The 18,229-nt window shown below is 68.0% G+C and carries 16 protein-coding genes and 1 pseudogene; 13 read left to right on the top strand and 4 right to left on the bottom strand.

What is annotated here, in order from left to right; all coding sequences use genetic code 11:
• The 4 genes from RMCN_RS28225 to RMCN_RS28210 form a co-directional block, all read right to left on the bottom strand.
• Complete coding sequence (locus RMCN_RS28225; protein WP_064413294.1) at positions 1-210, bottom strand: hypothetical protein; 210 nt, start codon at positions 208-210, stop codon at positions 1-3.
• Between the two features lie 175 nt (positions 211-385).
• Positions 386-1,672, bottom strand: a complete 1,287-nt coding sequence (locus RMCN_RS28220) for a DEAD/DEAH box helicase (protein ID WP_067396228.1) — start codon at positions 1,670-1,672, stop codon at positions 386-388.
• A gap of 200 nt (positions 1,673-1,872) precedes the next feature.
• On the bottom strand, positions 1,873-2,925 hold the full coding sequence (locus RMCN_RS28215; protein ID WP_067396225.1) for an LLM class F420-dependent oxidoreductase: 1,053 nt from the start codon (positions 2,923-2,925) through the stop codon (positions 1,873-1,875).
• A gap of 37 nt (positions 2,926-2,962) precedes the next feature.
• The gene (locus tag RMCN_RS28210; RefSeq protein WP_067396222.1) at positions 2,963-3,808 is read right to left on the bottom strand and encodes a dienelactone hydrolase family protein; all 846 of its coding nucleotides are present in this window, start codon (positions 3,806-3,808) and stop codon (positions 2,963-2,965) included.
• 55 nt (positions 3,809-3,863) lie between these two features.
• Here RMCN_RS28210 and glmS point away from each other — a divergent pair, with 55 nt between their 5' ends.
• The 13 genes and pseudogenes from glmS to RMCN_RS28145 all read left to right on the top strand — a co-directional run bounded on the left by glmS (position 3,864) and on the right by RMCN_RS28145 (position 18,155).
• Positions 3,864-5,732: a glutamine--fructose-6-phosphate transaminase (isomerizing) gene (gene glmS / locus RMCN_RS28205; protein WP_067396219.1), complete on the top strand. Its 1,869-nt coding sequence runs from the start codon at positions 3,864-3,866 to the stop codon at positions 5,730-5,732.
• The gene (locus RMCN_RS28200) at positions 5,732-6,625 is read left to right on the top strand and encodes an alpha/beta fold hydrolase (RefSeq protein WP_067396216.1); all 894 of its coding nucleotides are present in this window, start codon (positions 5,732-5,734) and stop codon (positions 6,623-6,625) included. Before glmS ends, RMCN_RS28200 begins: the two co-directional genes overlap by 1 nt.
• Positions 6,626-6,661: 36 nt before the next feature.
• Positions 6,662-8,083 (top strand): NAD(P)H-hydrate dehydratase, encoded by a 1,422-nt coding sequence (locus RMCN_RS28195; protein WP_067396212.1) that lies wholly within the window; start codon positions 6,662-6,664, stop codon positions 8,081-8,083.
• 27 nt (positions 8,084-8,110) lie between these two features.
• Positions 8,111-9,493, top strand: a complete 1,383-nt coding sequence (locus RMCN_RS28190; RefSeq protein WP_067396209.1) for a glutamate decarboxylase — start codon at positions 8,111-8,113, stop codon at positions 9,491-9,493.
• Between the two features lie 30 nt (positions 9,494-9,523).
• Entirely contained in the window at positions 9,524-10,711 is a 1,188-nt protein-coding gene (gene alr, locus RMCN_RS28185; protein WP_409366080.1) for an alanine racemase, read from the top strand.
• Positions 10,711-11,832: an alpha/beta fold hydrolase gene (locus RMCN_RS28180; RefSeq protein ID WP_110765956.1), complete on the top strand. Its 1,122-nt coding sequence runs from the start codon at positions 10,711-10,713 to the stop codon at positions 11,830-11,832. Before alr ends, RMCN_RS28180 begins: the two co-directional genes overlap by 1 nt.
• Positions 11,825-12,292, top strand: a complete 468-nt coding sequence (tsaE, locus tag RMCN_RS28175) for a tRNA (adenosine(37)-N6)-threonylcarbamoyltransferase complex ATPase subunit type 1 TsaE (protein WP_064413304.1) — start codon at positions 11,825-11,827, stop codon at positions 12,290-12,292. Before RMCN_RS28180 ends, tsaE begins: the two co-directional genes overlap by 8 nt.
• Positions 12,289-12,906, top strand: coding sequence for a tRNA (adenosine(37)-N6)-threonylcarbamoyltransferase complex dimerization subunit type 1 TsaB (tsaB, locus tag RMCN_RS28170; protein WP_067396203.1), 618 nt, complete (start codon positions 12,289-12,291; stop codon positions 12,904-12,906). Before tsaE ends, tsaB begins: the two co-directional genes overlap by 4 nt.
• Positions 12,903-13,355, top strand: a complete 453-nt coding sequence (gene rimI, locus RMCN_RS28165) for a ribosomal protein S18-alanine N-acetyltransferase (protein WP_067396200.1) — start codon at positions 12,903-12,905, stop codon at positions 13,353-13,355. The genes tsaB and rimI overlap by 4 nt, the downstream gene beginning before the upstream one ends.
• Entirely contained in the window at positions 13,352-14,377 is a 1,026-nt protein-coding gene (gene tsaD, locus RMCN_RS28160; RefSeq protein ID WP_067396197.1) for a tRNA (adenosine(37)-N6)-threonylcarbamoyltransferase complex transferase subunit TsaD, read from the top strand. The genes rimI and tsaD overlap by 4 nt, the downstream gene beginning before the upstream one ends.
• A 181-nt stretch (positions 14,378-14,558) precedes the next feature.
• Complete coding sequence (groES, locus tag RMCN_RS28155; RefSeq protein ID WP_046754122.1) at positions 14,559-14,861, top strand: co-chaperone GroES; 303 nt, start codon at positions 14,559-14,561, stop codon at positions 14,859-14,861.
• 93 nt (positions 14,862-14,954) lie between these two features.
• Positions 14,955-16,583 carry a chaperonin GroEL gene (gene groL, locus RMCN_RS28150; RefSeq protein WP_067396194.1) on the top strand — a complete coding sequence of 543 codons (1,629 nt, stop codon included), beginning with the start codon at positions 14,955-14,957 and terminating at the stop codon, positions 16,581-16,583.
• Between the two features lie 53 nt (positions 16,584-16,636).
• A pseudogene (locus RMCN_RS28145) lies at positions 16,637-18,155 on the top strand (adenylate/guanylate cyclase domain-containing protein).
• Positions 18,156-18,229: the final 74 nt, after the last annotated feature.

Here is an 18,229-nt window from a genome sequence, read left to right as displayed (position 1 = left end):
CTACGAACCGAAACCCGGATCGGGGCCGTTGACCAGCAGCCGGACGCACTCGGCGGCAATCAACCGGCTCCGGTGGTTAGTACCGCAGTGGTCGCACCAGAAATGGACGGCCCCGCTGTCGATCTCGTGACGCACGTCGCCCCGGGGCGACACGGAGGTTCGCACACTGCGCTCGGACGTGATGCGCGGTGGGTAGGTGATCGTTCCCATTGCCGCACCCCCTTCAGGAGTGAAACCCGGATACCCAAGGCTGCCCGATTATCACCACATCTGTGGTCACGTTTGAGTAACCAAATTGATGACAAATCGGCGTTGCCGCAATGGAAATGCGGGTCAGCTACTACTGAAAGTTTGCTGCGCCGAGCAACTTCCAGTGCGGCCCGCGCTAAGCCCTCGCCGGCCGCCGCGACCGCGTGGGGCGCCGCCGCCGTTGCTGGCGACCCCTGGCCGACGACGGCTGGTGTGGCCGCGCGGGTTCGGGCCTGCTGGCGACGATCGGATCACCGAACGTTCGCTCGCCCGGGGCGATCTGCACCAGAACCGGATGCGACGGGCCGCTGAATCGGGTGATCGTCGGCTTCACGCCGGCCTTACGGGTCAGCTGTCGCACGTCGGACACCTGCTCGTCGAGCATCAGCGTCACCACCGTGCCGTCGGCCCCGGCGCGCGCCGTGCGTCCGGACCGATGCAGGTAGGCCTTGTGCTCGACGGGCGGGTCAGCATGCACGACGAGGCTCACGTCGTCGACGTGGATGCCTCGCGCGGCGATGTCGGTCGCGACCAGTACGGTCGCCGAGCCATCGGAGAACGCGGCAAGGTTGCGGGTGCGTGCGTTCTGGGACAGGTTGCCGTGCAGCTCCACTGTCGACACACCGCGCGAGTTCAGCTGTCGGGCAAGGTTCTTGGCGCCGTGCTTAGTGCGCGCGAACACGATGGTCCGGCCCGGTGACGCGGCCAGGTCGGCCAGCACGCCGAGGCGGGCCCCCTTGTCGACATGCAGCACGTGGTGTTCCATCGCCGTCACCGGTGACTGCTCCGAATCCACGCTGTGCACAACGGGATCGGTCAGGTATCGCTTCACGAGCACGTCGACGCCGCCGTCGAGGGTGGCGGAGAACAGCATGCGCTGCCCGTTGCGAGGGGTCTTGTCCAGCAGGCGCTTCACCGGAGGAAGGAAGCCGAGGTCGGCCATGTGGTCGGCCTCGTCCAGCACGGTGATCTCGACACCCGACAGGTCGGCATGGCGTGATTTGACGTGATCTTCGAGCCTGCCCGGGCAGGCGATGACGATGTCGACGCCTTGACGCAGCGCCTGGATCTGGGGGTTGGGTCCGACGCCGCCGATGATCGTCACCGTGCGCAGGTCGGTGGCCGCGGCCAGCGGTGCGAGCGACGCGCTGATCTGGGCGGCCAGTTCGCGCGTCGGCGCGAGGATGAGTGCGCGCGGGCGGCCGGGGACGCGTTTGACCGGGTTCGCAGTGAGTCTCGTCACCACGGGCAGCAGGAAGGCGTATGTCTTCCCGGATCCGGTGCGACCGCGGCCGAGGACATCGCGACCGGCCAGCGAGTCGGGCAGCGTCGCCGCCTGGATCGGGAAGGGTGACTCGACGCCGTCGGCGGCAAGAGTGGCGACGACGGCCTTCGGCAGGCCGAGGTCGGCGAAAGTGGGCACGGTTGTGCCACAGGGGATTTGCACAGACAAGTAAAACTCCGAAAGTTCAGGGTGGTCGTCCTGCCCGGCGCGGATGATCCGCGGCGCTCGGTGTGACGATCGAACTGGGTCGATTATCGCCTTCGGCGATGCGGCAAAAGGCAGAACAGAAGATGCCGCTGTGCCCACTGTACAGGGGCAGCGCCGTTCGGCGTAATCGGCTAAGGCAGCAAGCCGTGCAGTTCCTCGACGAAATTGAGGATTTCACGCCGGTCGACGGAAAGTGGCTGCAGCAGAAGCGTCGTCGCACCGGCTTCGGCGAACGCGGCCAGTCGCTCCTTGACGAACCCGCGCGGCCCGACCAGCGACACGCTGCGGACCAGGTCATCCGGTACCGCCGCGATCGCCTCAGCCTTCTTGCCGGCGAGGTAGAGGTCCTGGATGGTGTCGGCGATCTCGCCGTACCCGTAGCGGGTGGCCAGGTCGTGGTAGAAGTTGCGGCCGCGCGCACCCATGCCGCCGATGTACAACGCCAATTGCGGCTTCACCCACGACAACCGGTCGTCGACGTCCTCGCCGATGGCCAGGGGAGCGCTGACCATGACATCGAGTGGCCCCAACGAGGGGTCGCGTTTGGCGAACCCGCCACGCAGCGCCTCACCCCACACGGCGTCGGCCTGCTCGGGGAGGAAGAACACCGGCTGCCAACCCTCGGCGATCTCCGCGGTGAGTTCGACGTTCTTGGGCCCCAACGCGGCGATTGTGATCGGAATACGGTCGCGCACAGGGTGATTGATCAACTGCAACGGCTTACCCAGGCCCGTGCCCCGGGCCCCGGGTCCCTCGCTGGGCAGCGGAATCTGATAGTGCTTGCCGTCGAACTGCACGCGCTCGCGGCGCCACACCTGCCTACAGATCTCGACCACTTCCCGGGTGCGTCCCAGCGGCGCGTCGAACGGCACGCCATGAAAACCCTCCATCACCTGAGGGCCGGACGTGCCGATGCCGAGCCGGAACCGGCCGCCCGAGACGTAGTCGAGGCCCGCGGCCGTCATCCCCAACAACGTCGGCGTACGGATGTAGATCGGCACGACGCCGGTCCCGAGTTCCATGCGCGTCGTCTTGGCCGCGAGGAAACCGAGCTGGCTGATCGCGTCGTAGGAGTACGCCTCGGCCACCAGGGCGAGGTCGACGCCGACCTTCTCGAGCTCGACGACCTGATCGACGGCCTGCAAAAAGCCGTCGGTGTAGTTGAGGAAGATCCCGGTGCGCATCAACGAGTTATACACCCAACCGGTTGGTTGATTACGCTCAGGGCTTCAGCAGTGCGACAACCTTGTTCTCCAGGGCCACCGGGTCGTCGGCGAACGGGTCGACGTTCGGGGCCTTGGGCAGGGCGATGTCGGGATCGGCGAAGTCGCGGTAGGTCTTGTCGCCGGTCAGGGTGTGCAGCAGGTAGCCGGTGATCAGCGCCCGCACCACCTTCTGGGTGCTGCGGTCGGCTCCCGGCAGTCCGACGGCGCGGGCCAGCCGACGGCCCTCGATCAGCCCGCCCGGCTTGGCCCCGTTGACCGTGCGCAGCGTGGCTTTGTCCCACGCCCTGGCCAACTCGACCGCGTTGGACCGCAGCGTCATCGGATCGCCCGGCCCGCTGAGAACCAGGCCGGGTACCTGCAGCGTCGCCGCGGGCTCCTCGGCGGGCGGCGCAGTGACTGTGGGGAAGATCGCAACGACGGATTTCGGCTTGACCGGCATTCCCGCCGCGGTGAACACCGCAGCGGACCCGCCGAACCCGTGGCCGATGACGCCGAGCTTGTTGGGATGCACGCTGATCTCTCCCGGTCCCAGCCGGACACCGGTGATGATGTCGAGCGTCGTGCCCAGGTCATAGGCGAAGTTGAGCGCCGACGGAGCCAATCCCGTCTCGGTCGCCGGCGCCGCGGCGACGATGCCCCACGACGCCAGATGCTCCAGCGTGCCGGAATAGCGGTCGGCCGCCGCAAGCCAATCGTGGCCGAACGCCACGCCGGGCAGGCTGAAGCCGGAATCAGGGGTGAACACGACACCGGGAAGCCCGGCGAAGGCCAGGTCACCTCGCAAAACGCGGTGCGGGCCGCGGCGGGTCAGGGCCTTGAAGAGCTTCTTCGTGCTGGCCACCAGACGACCGTAGCCGACGGGGTTCTGAGCCGCTCTTGCACTACCCTGAATGCCTATGTGCGGAATCGTCGGCTACGTCGGGCAGCGTCCTGCCTGCGACATTGTCGTCGACGCGCTGCGCCGGATGGAGTACCGAGGCTACGACTCGTCGGGCGTCGCTCTGCTCGACGGACACGGTGGGCTCACGGTCCGGCGCCGGGCCGGGCGGCTGGCCAACCTGGAAGCCGCGCTGGCCGACACCGAGGCGTCCAGCCTCGCGGGCAACACCGGCCTCGGCCACACCCGATGGGCCACCCACGGCAGACCCACCGACCGCAACGCCCATCCGCACCGCGACGCCGCCGGCAAGATCGCCGTCGTCCACAACGGGATCATCGAGAACTACGCCGCGTTGCGGGCCGAACTCGAGAAGACCGGCGTGGAGTTCGCCAGCGACACCGACACCGAGGTCGCGGTGCACCTGGTCTCCTGGCAGTTCCACCACGGTCCCACCGCCGGAGATTTCCCCGCGTCCGTGCTCGCGGTGCTGCGGCGCCTCGAAGGGCACTTCACGCTGGTGTTCGCCAACGCCGACGACCCGGGCACGATCGTGGCGGCGCGCCGCTCCACGCCCCTGGTGGTCGGCGTCGGTGACGGCGAGATGTTCGTCGGCTCGGACGTGGCCGCGTTCATCGAGCACACCCGCGACGCGGTGGAGCTCGGCCAGGATCAGGCGGTGGTGGTGACCGCCGACGGATACCGCATCACCGACTTCAACGGCGTGGACGACGGCGCGAGCGCCCGGTCGTTCCATATCGACTGGGACATGTCGGCTGCCGAAAAGGGCGGCTACGAGTACTTCATGCTCAAAGAGATCGCCGAGCAGCCCGCCGCGGTTTCCGACACGCTGCTGGGCCACTTCGTCGGCAACCGCATCGTGCTCGACGAACAGCGGCTGTCCGATCAGGAGCTGCGTGAGGTCGACAAGGTCTTCGTGGTGGCATGCGGCACCGCCTACCACTCCGGGCTGCTGGCCAAGTATGCGATCGAGCACTGGACGAGGCTGCCCGTCGAGGCGGAGCTGGCCAGCGAATTCCGTTACCGCGACCCGGTTCTGGACAGCCACACCCTGGTGGTGGCGATCTCGCAGTCCGGCGAGACCGCCGACACCCTCGAGGCGGTGCGCCACGCCAAGGAGCAGAAGGCCAAGGTGCTGGCGATCTGCAACACCAACGGCAGCCAGATCCCGCGTGAATGCGATGCGGTGCTCTACACCCGCGCCGGACCCGAGATCGGGGTGGCGTCGACGAAGACCTTCCTCGCCCAGATCGCGGCCAATTACCTTGTGGGCCTTGCGCTCGCGCAGGCTCGCGGCACGAAGTACCCCGACGAGGTGGAGCGCGAATACCGCGAGCTGGAGGCCATGCCCGAGCTTGTCGCCCGGGTGCTCGAAATCGTCGAACCGGTCAGGGCGCTGGCGCACCGCTTCGCCCAATCGCAGACGGTGCTCTTCCTCGGCAGGCACGTCGGCTACCCCGTCGCGCTCGAAGGTGCGCTCAAGCTCAAGGAGCTGGCGTACATGCACGCCGAGGGCTTCGCGGCGGGTGAGCTCAAACACGGTCCGATCGCGCTGATCGAGGACGACCTCCCCGTCATCGTCGTGATGCCGTCACCGAAGAACGCGCCGATGCTGCACGCCAAGCTGCTCTCGAACATCCGCGAGATCCAGGCGCGTGGTGCGGTCACCATCGTGATCGCCGAGGAGGGCGACGAGACGGTCCGCCCCTACGCCGACCACCTGATCGAGATCCCAGCGGTGTCAACGCTTTTCCAGCCGCTGCTGTCGACGATCCCGCTGCAGGTGTTCGCCGCGGGCGTGGCGCAGGCTCGCGGCTATGACGTCGACAAGCCCCGCAACCTGGCCAAGTCCGTCACCGTCGAGTAGTGCCGGGCCGGGTCGGGGACTTCAAGGGGGGTCGGGCTCGCAGCCACTTCCTCGAGGTCTACCGAACCGCGATGGCACAGCTTCCCGAAGTCGCCGAAACACACGATGTCGCAACATCATTCGGCTCGGTTCGCATGTACCGGTTCGCCGGGCCACCCGATCTGACGCCCGTCGTACTGCTTCCCGGTCGCAACGCTTCGGTCCCCATGTGGCGCGGCAACATCCCGCTCCTGCAACGGCACCGAACGGTGATCGGAATCGACCTGCTCGGCGAGGCGGGGCTGTCGGTGCAGGACAAGCCGATCACCGGCCCCGACGACGAGGCGCAATGGCTCGACGAGGCCCTCGCGGGTGCCGGGCTGGACCGGGCGCATCTGATGGGGGTGTCGATCGGCGGGTGGACGGCGGTCAACTACGCCGCCCGCCGCCCTGGTCGCGTCGCCTCGCTGGTGCTGCTCGACCCCGTGTTCACCTTCGCTCCGGTCGCGCTCAAGGCGGTCCTGGCCTCGCCCGCGTTGATCGTCCCCGGCGTACCCGAGAAACTGCGCAAGCGTGTGCTCCGCTGGATCTCCGGTGGCGCCGACATCGACCGGGCGGCAACCGAAGCGGCGCTGATCTCCTCGGGTGCAACCGATTACACCGTTCGCAAGGCGATTCCGAAGATGATCACCGACGACCAGCTGCGCTCACTGGACATACCGGTGCTGGCCCTGATCGGGGGGCGCAGCGTGATGCACGACGCCACCAGGGCGGCGGAGCGGGCGCGCCGTCTGCTTCGGTGGGGTCGGGTCGAAGTGCGGCCCGGCGCCTCGCATGCGATCAACGGTGAGTACGCAGTCGAGATAGCCGAACGGGCAGTCGATTTCTGGGCGGAGGCAGACGGTCGAAACTGAGCCTCTCGGCACCGTTTACCACTAACCTGGGCAACGATGCGGCACTACTACACCGCGGACCAGATTCGCGAGGCTGAAGCGCCGCTATTGGCGTCCCTGCCCGACGGTGTCCTGATGCGCCGCGCCGCCAACGGTCTTGCCGTCGTGATCGCGCGGGAACTGGTGCTGCGCACCGGCGGAATCTCCGGGCGCCGCATCTGCGCCGTGGTCGGTTCGGGTGACAACGGCGGTGATGCGCTGTGGGCCGCGACGTTCCTGCGCCGGCGCGGAGCCGGGGCCGCCGCCATCCTGCTCAACCCGGAGCGCACACACCGCAAGGCGCTTGCGGCGTTCACCGCTGCCGGTGGACGGGTCGTCGGATCGGTTCCGGCCGGCACCGATCTCGTGATCGACGGCGTGGTGGGGATCTCGGGCTCCGGGCCGCTTCGGCCGAATGCCGCCGACGTGTTCGCCGCCGTCGACGCGGCGGGTATTCCGGTGGTGGCCGTTGACATCCCCAGCGGGGCCGACGTGCAGACCGGGGTCGCCGACGGGCCCCATGTCCGGGCCGCGTTGACCGTGACGTTCGGCGGCCTCAAACCCGTTCACGCCCTGGGGGAATGTGGTCACGTCGAGTTGATCGACATCGGGCTGGACCTGCCGGTGTCCGACATGGTGTCGTTCGACGCCGCCGACGTGGCCGCTCGCTGGCCGGTGCCCGGACCGACCGACGACAAGTACACGCAGGGGGTGACCGGCATCCTCGCCGGCTCGGCGACCTACCCCGGTGCCGCGGTGCTGTGCACCGGTGCGGCGGTCGCGGCGACCTCGGGCATGGTCCGGTACGCCGGAACCGCCGGACAGCAGGTTCTCTCGCAGTGGCCTGAGGTGATCGCCGCACCCAGTGCCGGCGCATCGGGACGGGTGCAGGCCTGGGCCGTGGGTCCCGGGCTGGGAACCGACGACACGGGCGCGGCGGCACTGTGGTTCGCGTTGGAAAGCGGACTGCCGGTGGTCGTCGACGCCGACGGGTTGACGATCCTGGCCGCCCACCCCGATCTGGTCGACAGCCGGAATGCGCCGACGGTGCTGACGCCACACGCCGGCGAGTTCGCCCGCCTGGCCGGTTCCGCGCCCGGCGACGATCGCGTCGGTGCCACCCGCAGGCTGGCCGACCGGCTCGGCGTCACCGTGCTGCTGAAGGGCAACGTGACGGTCATCGCCGAACCGGGCGGCCCGGTGTACCTCAACCCGGCGGGCCAATCCTGGGCCGCCACAGCGGGTTCCGGTGACGTGCTCACCGGCGTCATCGGCGCCTTGCTTGCCGCGGGCCTGCCCGCCGGCGAGGCCGCCGCGGCGGCGGCGTTCGTCCACGCCCGCGCCGCGAACCTGGCCGCCTCCGATCCAGGGCCGCATCCCGTCCCGACTTCGGCGTCCCGCATCCTCGCGCACGTCCGAACCGCCATAGCCAGCTTGTAAGCCAAGTCAGCAACGAGAGGAAATCTCATGTCGCCCACGCGTCCTCACGCACCCCAGGTCGCCCCCGCCTACACCGGACGACTGGCGATGGCGCCGGTGCCGTCGCTACGGTTGCCCGACGATGCGATGGACCCCGACGCCGCGTACCGGTTCATCCACGACGAACTGATGCTCGACGGCAGTTCCCGGCTGAACCTGGCCACGTTCGTCACGACATGGATGGACCCGCAGGCCGAACGGCTGATGGCCGAGACATTCGACAAGAACATGATCGACAAGGACGAGTATCCGGCGACCGCCGCGATCGAGCAGCGCTGCGTGTGCATGGTGGCCGATCTGTTCCACGCCGAAGACCTGCGCGACGACGACCCGTCGAGCGCGATCGGTGTCTCGACGATCGGTTCCAGCGAGGCTGTGATGCTGGCCGGGCTCGCCATGAAGTGGCGGTGGCGCGAACGCGTCGGCGACAAATGGAAGGGCCGCACACCGAACCTGGTGATGGGCGCCAACGTTCAGGTGGTCTGGGAGAAGTTCTGCCGCTACTTCGACGTCGAGGCGCGGTACCTGCCGATGGCGGAGGACCGCTACGTCATCACGCCCGAACAGGTGCTCGACAACATCGACGAGGACACCATCGGAGTGGTGGCGATCCTGGGCACCACCTACACCGGGGAACTGGAACCCATCGGTGAGATCTGTGCCGCGCTCGACAAACTCGCGGACGGTGGTGGCCTCGACATCCCGGTCCACGTCGATGCGGCCAGTGGTGGCTTCGTGGTGCCGTTCCTGCATCCGGACCTGGAATGGGACTTCCGGCTCCCGCGCGTGGTGTCCATCAACGTCAGCGGGCACAAGTACGGCCTGACCTACCCCGGAATCGGCTTCGTGGTCTGGCGCAGCGCGGAGTACCTGCCCGAGGGCCTGGTCTTTCACGTCAACTATCTCGGCGGCGACATGCCGACCTTCACATTGAACTTCTCCCGACCCGGCAACCAGGTCGTCGGGCAGTACTACAACTTCCTCCGGCTGGGGCGTGGGGGCTATTTACAAGTGATGCAGTCTCTTTCGCAGACCGCGCGGTGGCTGGGTGACCAATTGCGCGAAAGCGAACACTTCGAGGTCGTCGCCGACGGGTCGGCGATCCCGGTGGTGAGTTTCAAGCTCGCCGGCGATTTCGGTTATACGGAGTTCGACATCTCGCAGGCTCTGCGCGCGTTCGGCTGGCAGGTGCCCGCCTACACCATGCCGGAGGGCGCCACCGACGTCACGATGTTGCGCATCGTCGTGCGGGAGGGATTCTCCGCGGACCTGGCCCGAGCGCTGCACGACGACATGGTCACCGTGCTCTCCCACCTCGACGAGCTCAAACCCCGCGGCCACTTCAACCAGTTGCAGCCCTTCGCGCACTAGCGTCGGGCCGCTGCTCGCCCGTCTGGGACAATCGGCCGTGGTGAAACGACGATGCACGCGACCGAGCTGACGACCCCGACCGCGACCGCGGCCCCCCAGGCGGTGGTCGACCTCGACGCGATCGCCCACAACGTGCGGTTGCTGCGTGACCTCGCGGGCACCGCGCAGGTGATGGCCGTCGTCAAGGCCGACGGATACGGACACGGCGCCACGCAGGTCAGCCGGGTCGCGCTCGCCGCGGGAGCGTCCGAACTCGGGGTGGCGACCGTCGCCGAGGCGTTGGCGCTGCGCGGCGACGGCATCACGGCTCCGCTGCTGGCCTGGCTGCACCCGCCGGGTACCGATTTCGCGCCGGCCGTGGCCGCCGACGTCCAGATCGCGGTGTCGTCGGTGCGCCAGCTCGATGAACTGCTCGACGGCGTCGCACGGGCCGGGCGCGGCGCCTTGGTGACCGTGAAGGTCGACACCGGGCTGAGCCGCAACGGCGTCGGTCGTGCCGACTACCCGGCGATGGTCGCCGCGCTCAAGCGGGCGCAGGCCGACGACGCGATCAGCGTGCGGGGGCTGATGTCGCACCTCGTGCACGGCGACCAGCCCGACGATCCGCTCAACGACCTACAGGCGCAGCGACTCAGCGAGATGCGGACCTATGCGGCCGAACAGGGCGTGCAGTTCGAGATCACCCACCTGAGTAACAGCCCGGCCGCGATGACGCGGCCAGACCTGGCCTTCGACCTCGTGCGCGCCGGTATCGCGGTGTACGGTCAGACCCCGATTCCCGAGCGCGGTAACATGGGCCTGCGTCCGGCGATGACTCTGAAATGCCCTGTGGCACTGGTGCGGTCGATACGGGCGGGCGACGGGGTGTCCTACGGGCACACCTGGGTCGCCGATCGCGACACCACCGTGGCGCTGTTGCCGGTCGGTTACGCCGACGGGGTGTTCCGTCCGTTGAGCAACCGCTTCGATGTGCTGATCAACGGCCGACGGTGCCGCAACGTCGGCCGGATCTGCATGGACCAGTTCGTCGTGGACCTCGGACCGGCGAGCGGAGTCACAGAGGGTGACGAGGCGATCCTGTTCGGGCCGGGCACGCACGGCGAGCCGACGACTCAGGAGTGGGCCGACCTGCTGGGCACCATCAACTACGAGATCGTGACCACTCCGCGTGGCCGCTTCGTGCGGACCTATACGGCAACGATGGACGAGACGCCTTGATGGACGACGAAATTCCGGGCCCGGGCCGCCGCCGCAACTCGAACGGGCGTTGGCTCGCGGGTGCGGCAGGCCTGACCGCGGTCGGTAGTGCAGCGGGAATGTCGGCCGCGCGCTCGCTGCGGCGTCGACTCGACACCGTGGACCACTACAAGGACGAGGATTTCGAGCTACTCGACGCCGACCGCAGTTCCGTCGTCACCACGCCCGACGGCGTCTCGCTGGCCGTCCGCGAGGTCGGCCCGCAGGACGCGCCGCTGACCGTGGTGTTCGCGCACGGATTCTGTCTACGCATGGGCGCCTTCTACTTTCAGCGCGTCAGGCTGACCGAGCAGTGGGGGCCCCAGGTCCGGATGGTGTTCTACGATCAGCGCGGACACGGCCAGTCCGACGAAGCGCCGCCCGAGACCTATACCGTCACCCAACTCGGACAGGATCTGGAAGCCGTGTTGACGGTGGTGGTCCCGCGCGGTCCCGTGGTGCTGGTCGGGCACTCGATGGGCGGGATGACCGTGCTGTCACACGCGCGACAGTTCCCGCAGCACTATCCGAAGCGAATCGTCGGTGCCGCGATCATCGCCTCCGCGGCCGAAGGCGTTTCGCGATCGCCGGTGGGGGAGATCTTGAAGAACCCCGCACTGGAGGCGGTCCGCTTCGCGGTGCGGTACGCACCCAAGATGGTGCACCGCACCCGCGGCGCAGCGAAGTCGGTGATCGCGCCGATCCTGCGCGCGGGCTCCTACGGCGACGAAAAGATCAGTCCGAGTGTCGTGGCGTTCTCCGAGAGGATGATGCACGGCACACCGATCGCGACGCTCGTCGAGTTCCTGCATGCGCTCGAGGTGCACAACGAGATCGACGGGCTGACCACGCTGGCCAAGGTGCCGACCCTGATCGCGTGCGGTGACCGCGACCTGCTGACCCCGATGGAGTACTCGCAAGCCATGGCCGCGGTTCTCCCGAAGGCGCAGCTGGTGATCGTCGGTGGCGCAGGACATCTCGTTCAACTCGAACAACCCGAGGCGATCAACGAGGCGCTGGTCCGACTCGTCGAACGTGCGACACCGTCCAAGCTCGTCGCGTTGACGAGGCGGGTGCGCGAGAAGGTCCGCAACAATGGGTGAACGCCGCTCGGGCACGGCCGAACTGCCGACCGCAGAGGACACCGTCGCGCTCGGCGCCGAACTCGGTGGACAACTGCACGCCGGTGACGTCGTCGTGCTGTCCGGACCGCTCGGCGCGGGAAAGACCGTGCTCGCCAAGGGTATTGCGCAAGCGATGGATGTCCAGGGGCCGGTGATCTCGCCGACCTTCGTACTGGCGCGCGTACACCGGGCCCGCCGATCGGATGCGCCGGCCATGATTCACGTCGACATGTATCGCCTCCTCGACCACCCGTCGGTCGACCTGCTCGCCGAACTCGACTCGCTGGACCTGGACACCGATCTCGACGACGCCGTCGTGGTCGTCGAATGGGGCGAGGGGCTGGCCGAACGGCTCTCCGACAGCCACCTCGACGTGCGGCTCGAGCGTGCCCGCGACACCGAGGTGCGCACCGCGGTGTGGGAGTGGAGCAAGGCGTGAACGTACTGGCCATCGACACCGCGACGCCCGCGGTGACGGCGGGCGTCGTTCGCCTCCACGGACTGCAGGTGCTCGCCGAGCGGGTGACGGTCGACGCGCGGGCGCACGCCGAGCAGCTCACCCCGAACGCGGTGCAGGCGCTGGCGGACGCGGGAATCGGCGTCGACGAGCTGGCCGCGGTCGTGGTCGGCTGTGGCCCGGGACCGTTCACCGGCCTGCGCGTCGGAATGGCCACCGCCGCGGCCTACGGGCACGCGCTGGGCATCCCGGTCCACGGCGTCTGCAGCCTCGATGCCATCGGGGTGGACACCGTCGGCGACGTGCTCGTGGTGACGGATGCGCGTCGTCGCGAGGTCTACTGGGCGCGTTACCTCGACGGGATGCGCACCGACGGACCCGGCGTCTGCGCAGCCGCGGACGTGCCCGCAGGTGCCACAGCGGTCGCCGGCTCGCCCGAGCACGCGGCGCTGTTCGACCTGCCCCGCCAGGCTCCGGTGTATCCGACCGCTTCGGGGCTGGTGCGCGCGGTGGCGGACTGGGACGCTGAGCCGGCGCCGCTGGTCCCGCTCTACCTGCGCCGGCCCGACGCCAAACCCTCGGTGGCCAGGCGATGAGCATCCAGTACGGGCCGCTGAAGCCGTCCGACGCGGCCAGGTGCGCTGAGCTGGAGGCCCAGCTGTTCGACGGCGACGATCCGTGGCTCGAGCGCGCCTTCCTCGCCGAACTCGCCGCCAAGCACATCCGCTACGTCGCCGCACGCGATCACGACAAGCTCGTCGGCTACGCGGGCATCGCCCGGCTGGGCCGGAAGAAGCCCTACGAGTACGAGATCCACACCATCGGCGTCGACCCCGCCTATCAGGGCCAGGGGATCGGCAAGCGCATGCTGGCCGAGTTGCTCGACCACGCCTCGGGTGGCTGCGTGTTCCTCGAGGTTCGCACCGACAACGAAGCGGCGATCAAGATGTACGAAAGCTTCGGCTTCACGAATGTGGGGCTGCGCAAACGGTATTACCGGGCCAGCGGCGCCGACGCCTATACGATGCGGCGAGACCCGACATGACGATCATCCTGGCCATCGAGAGCTCCTGCGACGAGACCGGCGTCGGCATCGCCGAATTGGGTGCCGACGGTTCGGTGCGGCTGCTCGCCGACGAGGTGGCCTCCAGTGTCGATGAACATGCCCGGTTCGGTGGGGTGGTTCCCGAGATCGCGTCCCGCGCGCACCTGGAGGCGTTGGGTCCGACGATGCGCCGCGCACTACAGGCGGCCGGGGTGGCCAAACCCGATGTCGTCGCCGCGACGATCGGGCCGGGCCTGGCAGGTGCGCTGCTGGTGGGAGTGGCCGCGGCCAAGGCCTATTCGGCGGCATGGCAGGTGCCGTTCTACGCCGTCAACCACTTGGGTGGGCACCTGGCCGCCGACGTCTACGACCACGGCCCGCTGCCGGAGAGCATCGGTCTGTTGGTCTCGGGCGGGCACACCAACCTGCTGCAGGTGCGGTCGCTGGGCGAGCCGATCGTCGAACTCGGCAGCACCGTCGACGACGCCGCAGGAGAGGCCTACGACAAGGTGGCGCGCCTGTTGGGCCTGGGCTATCCCGGCGGCAGGGTGCTCGACGAGCTGGCCCGCGAGGGGGACAGGGACGCGATCGTGTTCCCGAGGGGCATGACCGGCCCGCGCGACGATCCGTACGCGTTCAGCTTCTCGGGGCTCAAAACGGCGGTCGCCCGGTACGTCGAAAGCCACCCGGAGGCGTCGACGGCGGATGTGGCGGCCGGATTCCAGGAGGCGGTTGCCGACGTGCTGACGCTCAAGGCGGTGCGGGCCGCCAAGGCGCTCGACGTCTCGACGCTGCTGATCGCCGGGGGAGTGGCGGCGAACTCGCGGCTGCGTGAGCTGGCCGAGGAGCGGTGCGCCGCCAACGGGCTGACGCTGCGGGTGCCGCGACCACGCCTGTGCACCGACAACGGCGCGATGATCGCCTCGTTCGCGGCGCACCTGATTGCGGCCGGGGCCGCGCCGTCCCCGCTGGATGCCGTCAGCGATCCGGGTCTGCCCGTCGTACAGGCACAAGTGGCCTGATCTTGTCGATACCCGGCCTTGAGTGCTAGCACTCTCGTGTATAGAGTGCTAGGTGGCACGCGGCCAACCCCTGCGCCGGCACCCGCGACGACGGTGCGTGGGCACGGACGCATGCCGAACACCTGGTAACTGAGAGATCCGGGAACCCGGATCGACACCCGAACTAGTGGAGGGCTCCATCGTGGCGAGCGTGAACATCAAGCCACTCGAGGACAAGATCCTCGTTCAGGCCAACGAGGCCGAGACCACGACCGCATCCGGTCTGGTCATCCCCGACACCGCCAAGGAAAAGCCGCAGGAAGGCACCGTCGTCGCAGTTGGCCCCGGCCGCTGGGACGAGGACGGCGAGAAGCGCATCCCGCTGGACGTCTCCGAGGGCGACACCGTCATCTACAGCAAGTACGGCGGCACCGAGATCAAGTACAACGGCGAGGAGTACCTGATCCTCTCGGCACGCGACGTGCTGGCCGTCGTCAACAAGTAAGCACCCGTGTTCCGCCCCGGGAATCCCCGTCCACACGGGTGATTTCCGGGGCGGCATGCGTATATAGCGAATTGCGACTCAAGAAAGACACTTATGAGTAAGCAGATTGAGTTCAACGAAACCGCGCGCCGCGCAATGGAAGCCGGCGTGGACAAGCTGGCCGACGCGGTGCGGGTGACCCTTGGCCCGCGCGGCAAGAACGTCGTGCTGGCCAAGTCATGGGGCGGGCCGACCATCACCAACGACGGTGTGACGATCGCCCGTGAGATCGACCTGGAGGATCCGTTCGAGAACCTCGGGGCGCAGTTGCTCAAGTCGGTGGCCACCAAGACCAACGACGTCACCGGCGACGGCACCACCACCGCGACGGTGCTGGCGCAGGCATTGGTCAAGGGCGGGCTGCGCAACGTCGCGGCCGGCGCCAACCCGATCGCGCTCGGCGCGGGCATCGCCAAGGCCGCCGACGCGGTGTCGGAGGCCTTGCTGGCCGCGGCGACGCCGGTGTCGGATAAGAACGCCATCGCCCAGGTCGCCACTGTCTCGTCTCGCGACGAGAAGGTCGGCGAGCTGGTCGGTGAGGCGATGACGAAGGTCGGCGCCGACGGCGTCGTCTCCGTCGAAGAGTCCTCGACGCTGGAGACCTACCTAGAGATGACCGACGGCGTCGGCTTCGACAAGGGCTATCTCTCGGCGTATTTCGTCACCGACTTCGACGCCCAGGAGGCGGTGCTCGAGGACGCGCTGGTGCTGCTGCACCGGGAGAAGATCAGCTCGCTGCCCGACCTGCTTCCGCTCCTGGAAAAGGTTGCCGAGGCCGGTAAGCCGCTGCTGATCATCGCCGAAGATGTTGAGGGCGAAGCACTCTCGACGCTGGTGGTCAACGCCATCCGTAAGACGCTGAAGGCGGTGGCGGTCAAGGCTCCGTTCTTCGGCGACCGCCGCAAGGCGTTCCTCGACGACCTCGCCGTCGTCACCGGCGGCCAGGTCGTCAACCCGGATGTCGGCCTGGTGCTGCGCGAGGTGGGCCTCGAGGTGCTGGGCACCGCCCGGCGCGTCGTGGTGGACAAGGACAGCACCACCATCGTTGAAGGTGGCGGCACCAAGGAGGCCATCGAGGCGCGAAAGGCGCAGCTGCGGTCCGAGATCGAGGTCTCCGATTCCGAATGGGACCGCGAGAAGCTCGAGGAGCGGCTGGCCAAGCTGGCCGGCGGCGTTGCCGTCATTCAGGTGGGCGCCGCGACCGAGACCGATCTGAAGAAGCGCAAGGAAGCAGTCGAGGACGCCGTCGCGGCGGCCAAGGCCGCGGTCGAAGAGGGTGTCATCGCCGGTGGCGGCGCGGCTCTGCTCCAGACCCGCGGCGCGCTGGAGAAGCTGCGCGACAGCCTGTCGGGCGACGAGCGCCTCGGTGTCGAGTTGTTCGCCGCCGCGATCAGTTCCCCGCTGTACTGGATCGCCACCAATGCCGGGCTCGACGGCGCGGTCGTGGTGAACAAGGTCGCCGAGTTGCCTGCCGGACAAGGCTTCAACGCGGCGACGCTCTCCTACGGTGATCTGGCGGCCGACGGTGTCGTCGACCCGGTCAAGGTCACGCGTCTGGCGGTGCTGAACGCGGCGTCGGTAGCCCGCATGGTGCTGACGACCGAGACGGCTGTCGTCGACAAGCCCGAGGAGCCGGAGGACGACGGCCACGGCCACGGGCACGGCCATCACCACCATCACTGAGCGAATTGAACGAAGCACCCCCGGTCACATGGCCGGGGGTGTTTCGTTCTGACATGGACCGTATTTGGCAGTGGGCGTGGAACGGGTATGGAGCGAGGTACTCGTGGATGATCTGGGGATTGACGTTCGCCGCGATGCTCGTGGTCTACATCCTGTGGTCGCAGCTTCTCGTCGCCTTCGAGAACTCGGATCGCTACCTCGCGGCGGCGGTGGTCACAGGAATCGCCGTTCTGGTGAATGCGTCGGTGTCGATACTTCCCGCCAGCCGGATGTTTCGTCGAGCGCATCAGTGGGCGGCCGGTCGCGAGGTCGACCGGATGCAGGCGCTGACAGACACCTACGCCTGGGCCCGTGCTGCTACGGCCCGAGCGATCTGGTTCCTGCCTGTTTGGACCGCACTCTTCACGGTGTCCGTCGGCGCGATGGCGGAAGCGAGGGGATGGCGGCTGACCCAGTACGGAGTCTTGGGTGCCGCATTGGGCATTGCCATGGCGCTGCTCGGTATGCACACCTCTGTGCAAGGAGCTATGCGGCCGGTTCGAGCCGCACTTGCCGCCGACCGTAGTCGGTGACGAGCTGCCCCGCTCACATCCGACCTTCGCGGCGTGGCTCAACGTCGCGATGCTGGGCTCTCTGTTCGCTTCCACAGTCATAGGCGCGATGCTGGGCATCGTGTGGGATGCTGCCGCAAAGTTCCCGGCGCTTCTCGTCTTAATCGGTTGTGTGGCAATCGGACTCTACTGGCCGATCACCGTCAGCGGCATCGTTCTACCGTCTTTGCGACCGATTCGCGACCTCGCCAGCGGCACCGAGCGGGTCGCCGCCGGGGACTACAGTCAGCGCCTTCCCGTAGTCCAGGATGACGACTTGGGAGCGCTTGCGGCGTCGTTCAATCGCATGCAGACGGGACTGGCTGAGCGGCAACGACTCCAGGCGGCCTTCGGCACCTACGTCGACCCCGCGCTTGCCGGCCGTCTCCTCGAGCAGGGCGACGACGTGTTCACCGGTGAGCGCCGCGAGGTGACGGTGATGTTTATCGACATTCGCGACTTCACACCGTTCGCAGAAACCAACCCCGCCGAGGACGTCGTCGCGCGTCTCAATGCGTTGTTCGAGATCGTCGTGCCTGCCGTCGTGGATGCCGGTGGACACGTCAACAAGTTTCTCGGCGACGGCGCCCTGGCCGTGTTCGGCGCACCCAACGAATTGACCGGTCACGGCGACGCTGCCTTGACCGCCGCGTTGCTAATTCACCGCCTCGTCGCGGATCGGTTCGGCGGGGAGCTTCGAATCGGGATCGGGATCAACACGGGTGTGGTTATCGCCGGAACCATCGGTGGCGGAAGCAAGCTGGAGTTCACGCTCATCGGTGACACCGTCAACGTCGCTGCCCGCATCGAGCAACTCACCAAGACCACCGGTGACGCGATCCTGCTGACTCAGCAGACTGTCGAAGCGCTGGAATCTCTACCACTCGGACTGACCGACCGGGGATCGCAGGCGGTGAAGGGTAAGGCCGCCGCTGTAAAGGTGTTCGGGCTCGACCCCGCGGTGAGAGCGCCTGACGGGTGAGTTCGACCCGAGTACGGCGGCGCGTCTGTCAGTGCCGATCCGGCCATTTCCTTAAACTTTTCGTTCACCGGCGA

Source organism: Mycolicibacterium novocastrense, from assembly GCF_001570485.1.
GTDB lineage: Bacteria > Actinomycetota > Actinomycetes > Mycobacteriales > Mycobacteriaceae > Mycobacterium > Mycobacterium novocastrense.
This window is presented reverse-complemented; position numbering and strand designations above follow the sequence as displayed.

Bases quoted from the DNA above. Each gene is read 5' to 3' on its own strand.
- RMCN_RS28225 (WP_064413294.1), bottom strand. From the start codon at position 210: ATGGGAACGATCACCTACCCACCGCGCATCACGTCCGAGCGCAGTGTG.
- RMCN_RS28215 (WP_067396225.1), bottom strand. From the start codon at position 2,925: ATGCGCACCGGGATCTTCCTCAACTACACCGACGGCTTTTTGCAGGCC.
- glmS (WP_067396219.1), top strand. From the start codon at position 3,864: ATGTGCGGAATCGTCGGCTACGTCGGGCAGCGTCCTGCCTGCGACATT.
- RMCN_RS28195 (WP_067396212.1), top strand. From the start codon at position 6,662: ATGCGGCACTACTACACCGCGGACCAGATTCGCGAGGCTGAAGCGCCG.
- RMCN_RS28190 (WP_067396209.1), top strand. From the start codon at position 8,111: ATGTCGCCCACGCGTCCTCACGCACCCCAGGTCGCCCCCGCCTACACC.
- RMCN_RS28180 (WP_110765956.1), top strand. From the start codon at position 10,711: ATGGACGACGAAATTCCGGGCCCGGGCCGCCGCCGCAACTCGAACGGG.
- tsaE (WP_064413304.1), top strand. From the start codon at position 11,825: ATGGGTGAACGCCGCTCGGGCACGGCCGAACTGCCGACCGCAGAGGAC.
- rimI (WP_067396200.1), top strand. From the start codon at position 12,903: ATGAGCATCCAGTACGGGCCGCTGAAGCCGTCCGACGCGGCCAGGTGC.
- tsaD (WP_067396197.1), top strand. From the start codon at position 13,352: ATGACGATCATCCTGGCCATCGAGAGCTCCTGCGACGAGACCGGCGTC.
- groL (WP_067396194.1), top strand. From the start codon at position 14,955: ATGAGTAAGCAGATTGAGTTCAACGAAACCGCGCGCCGCGCAATGGAA.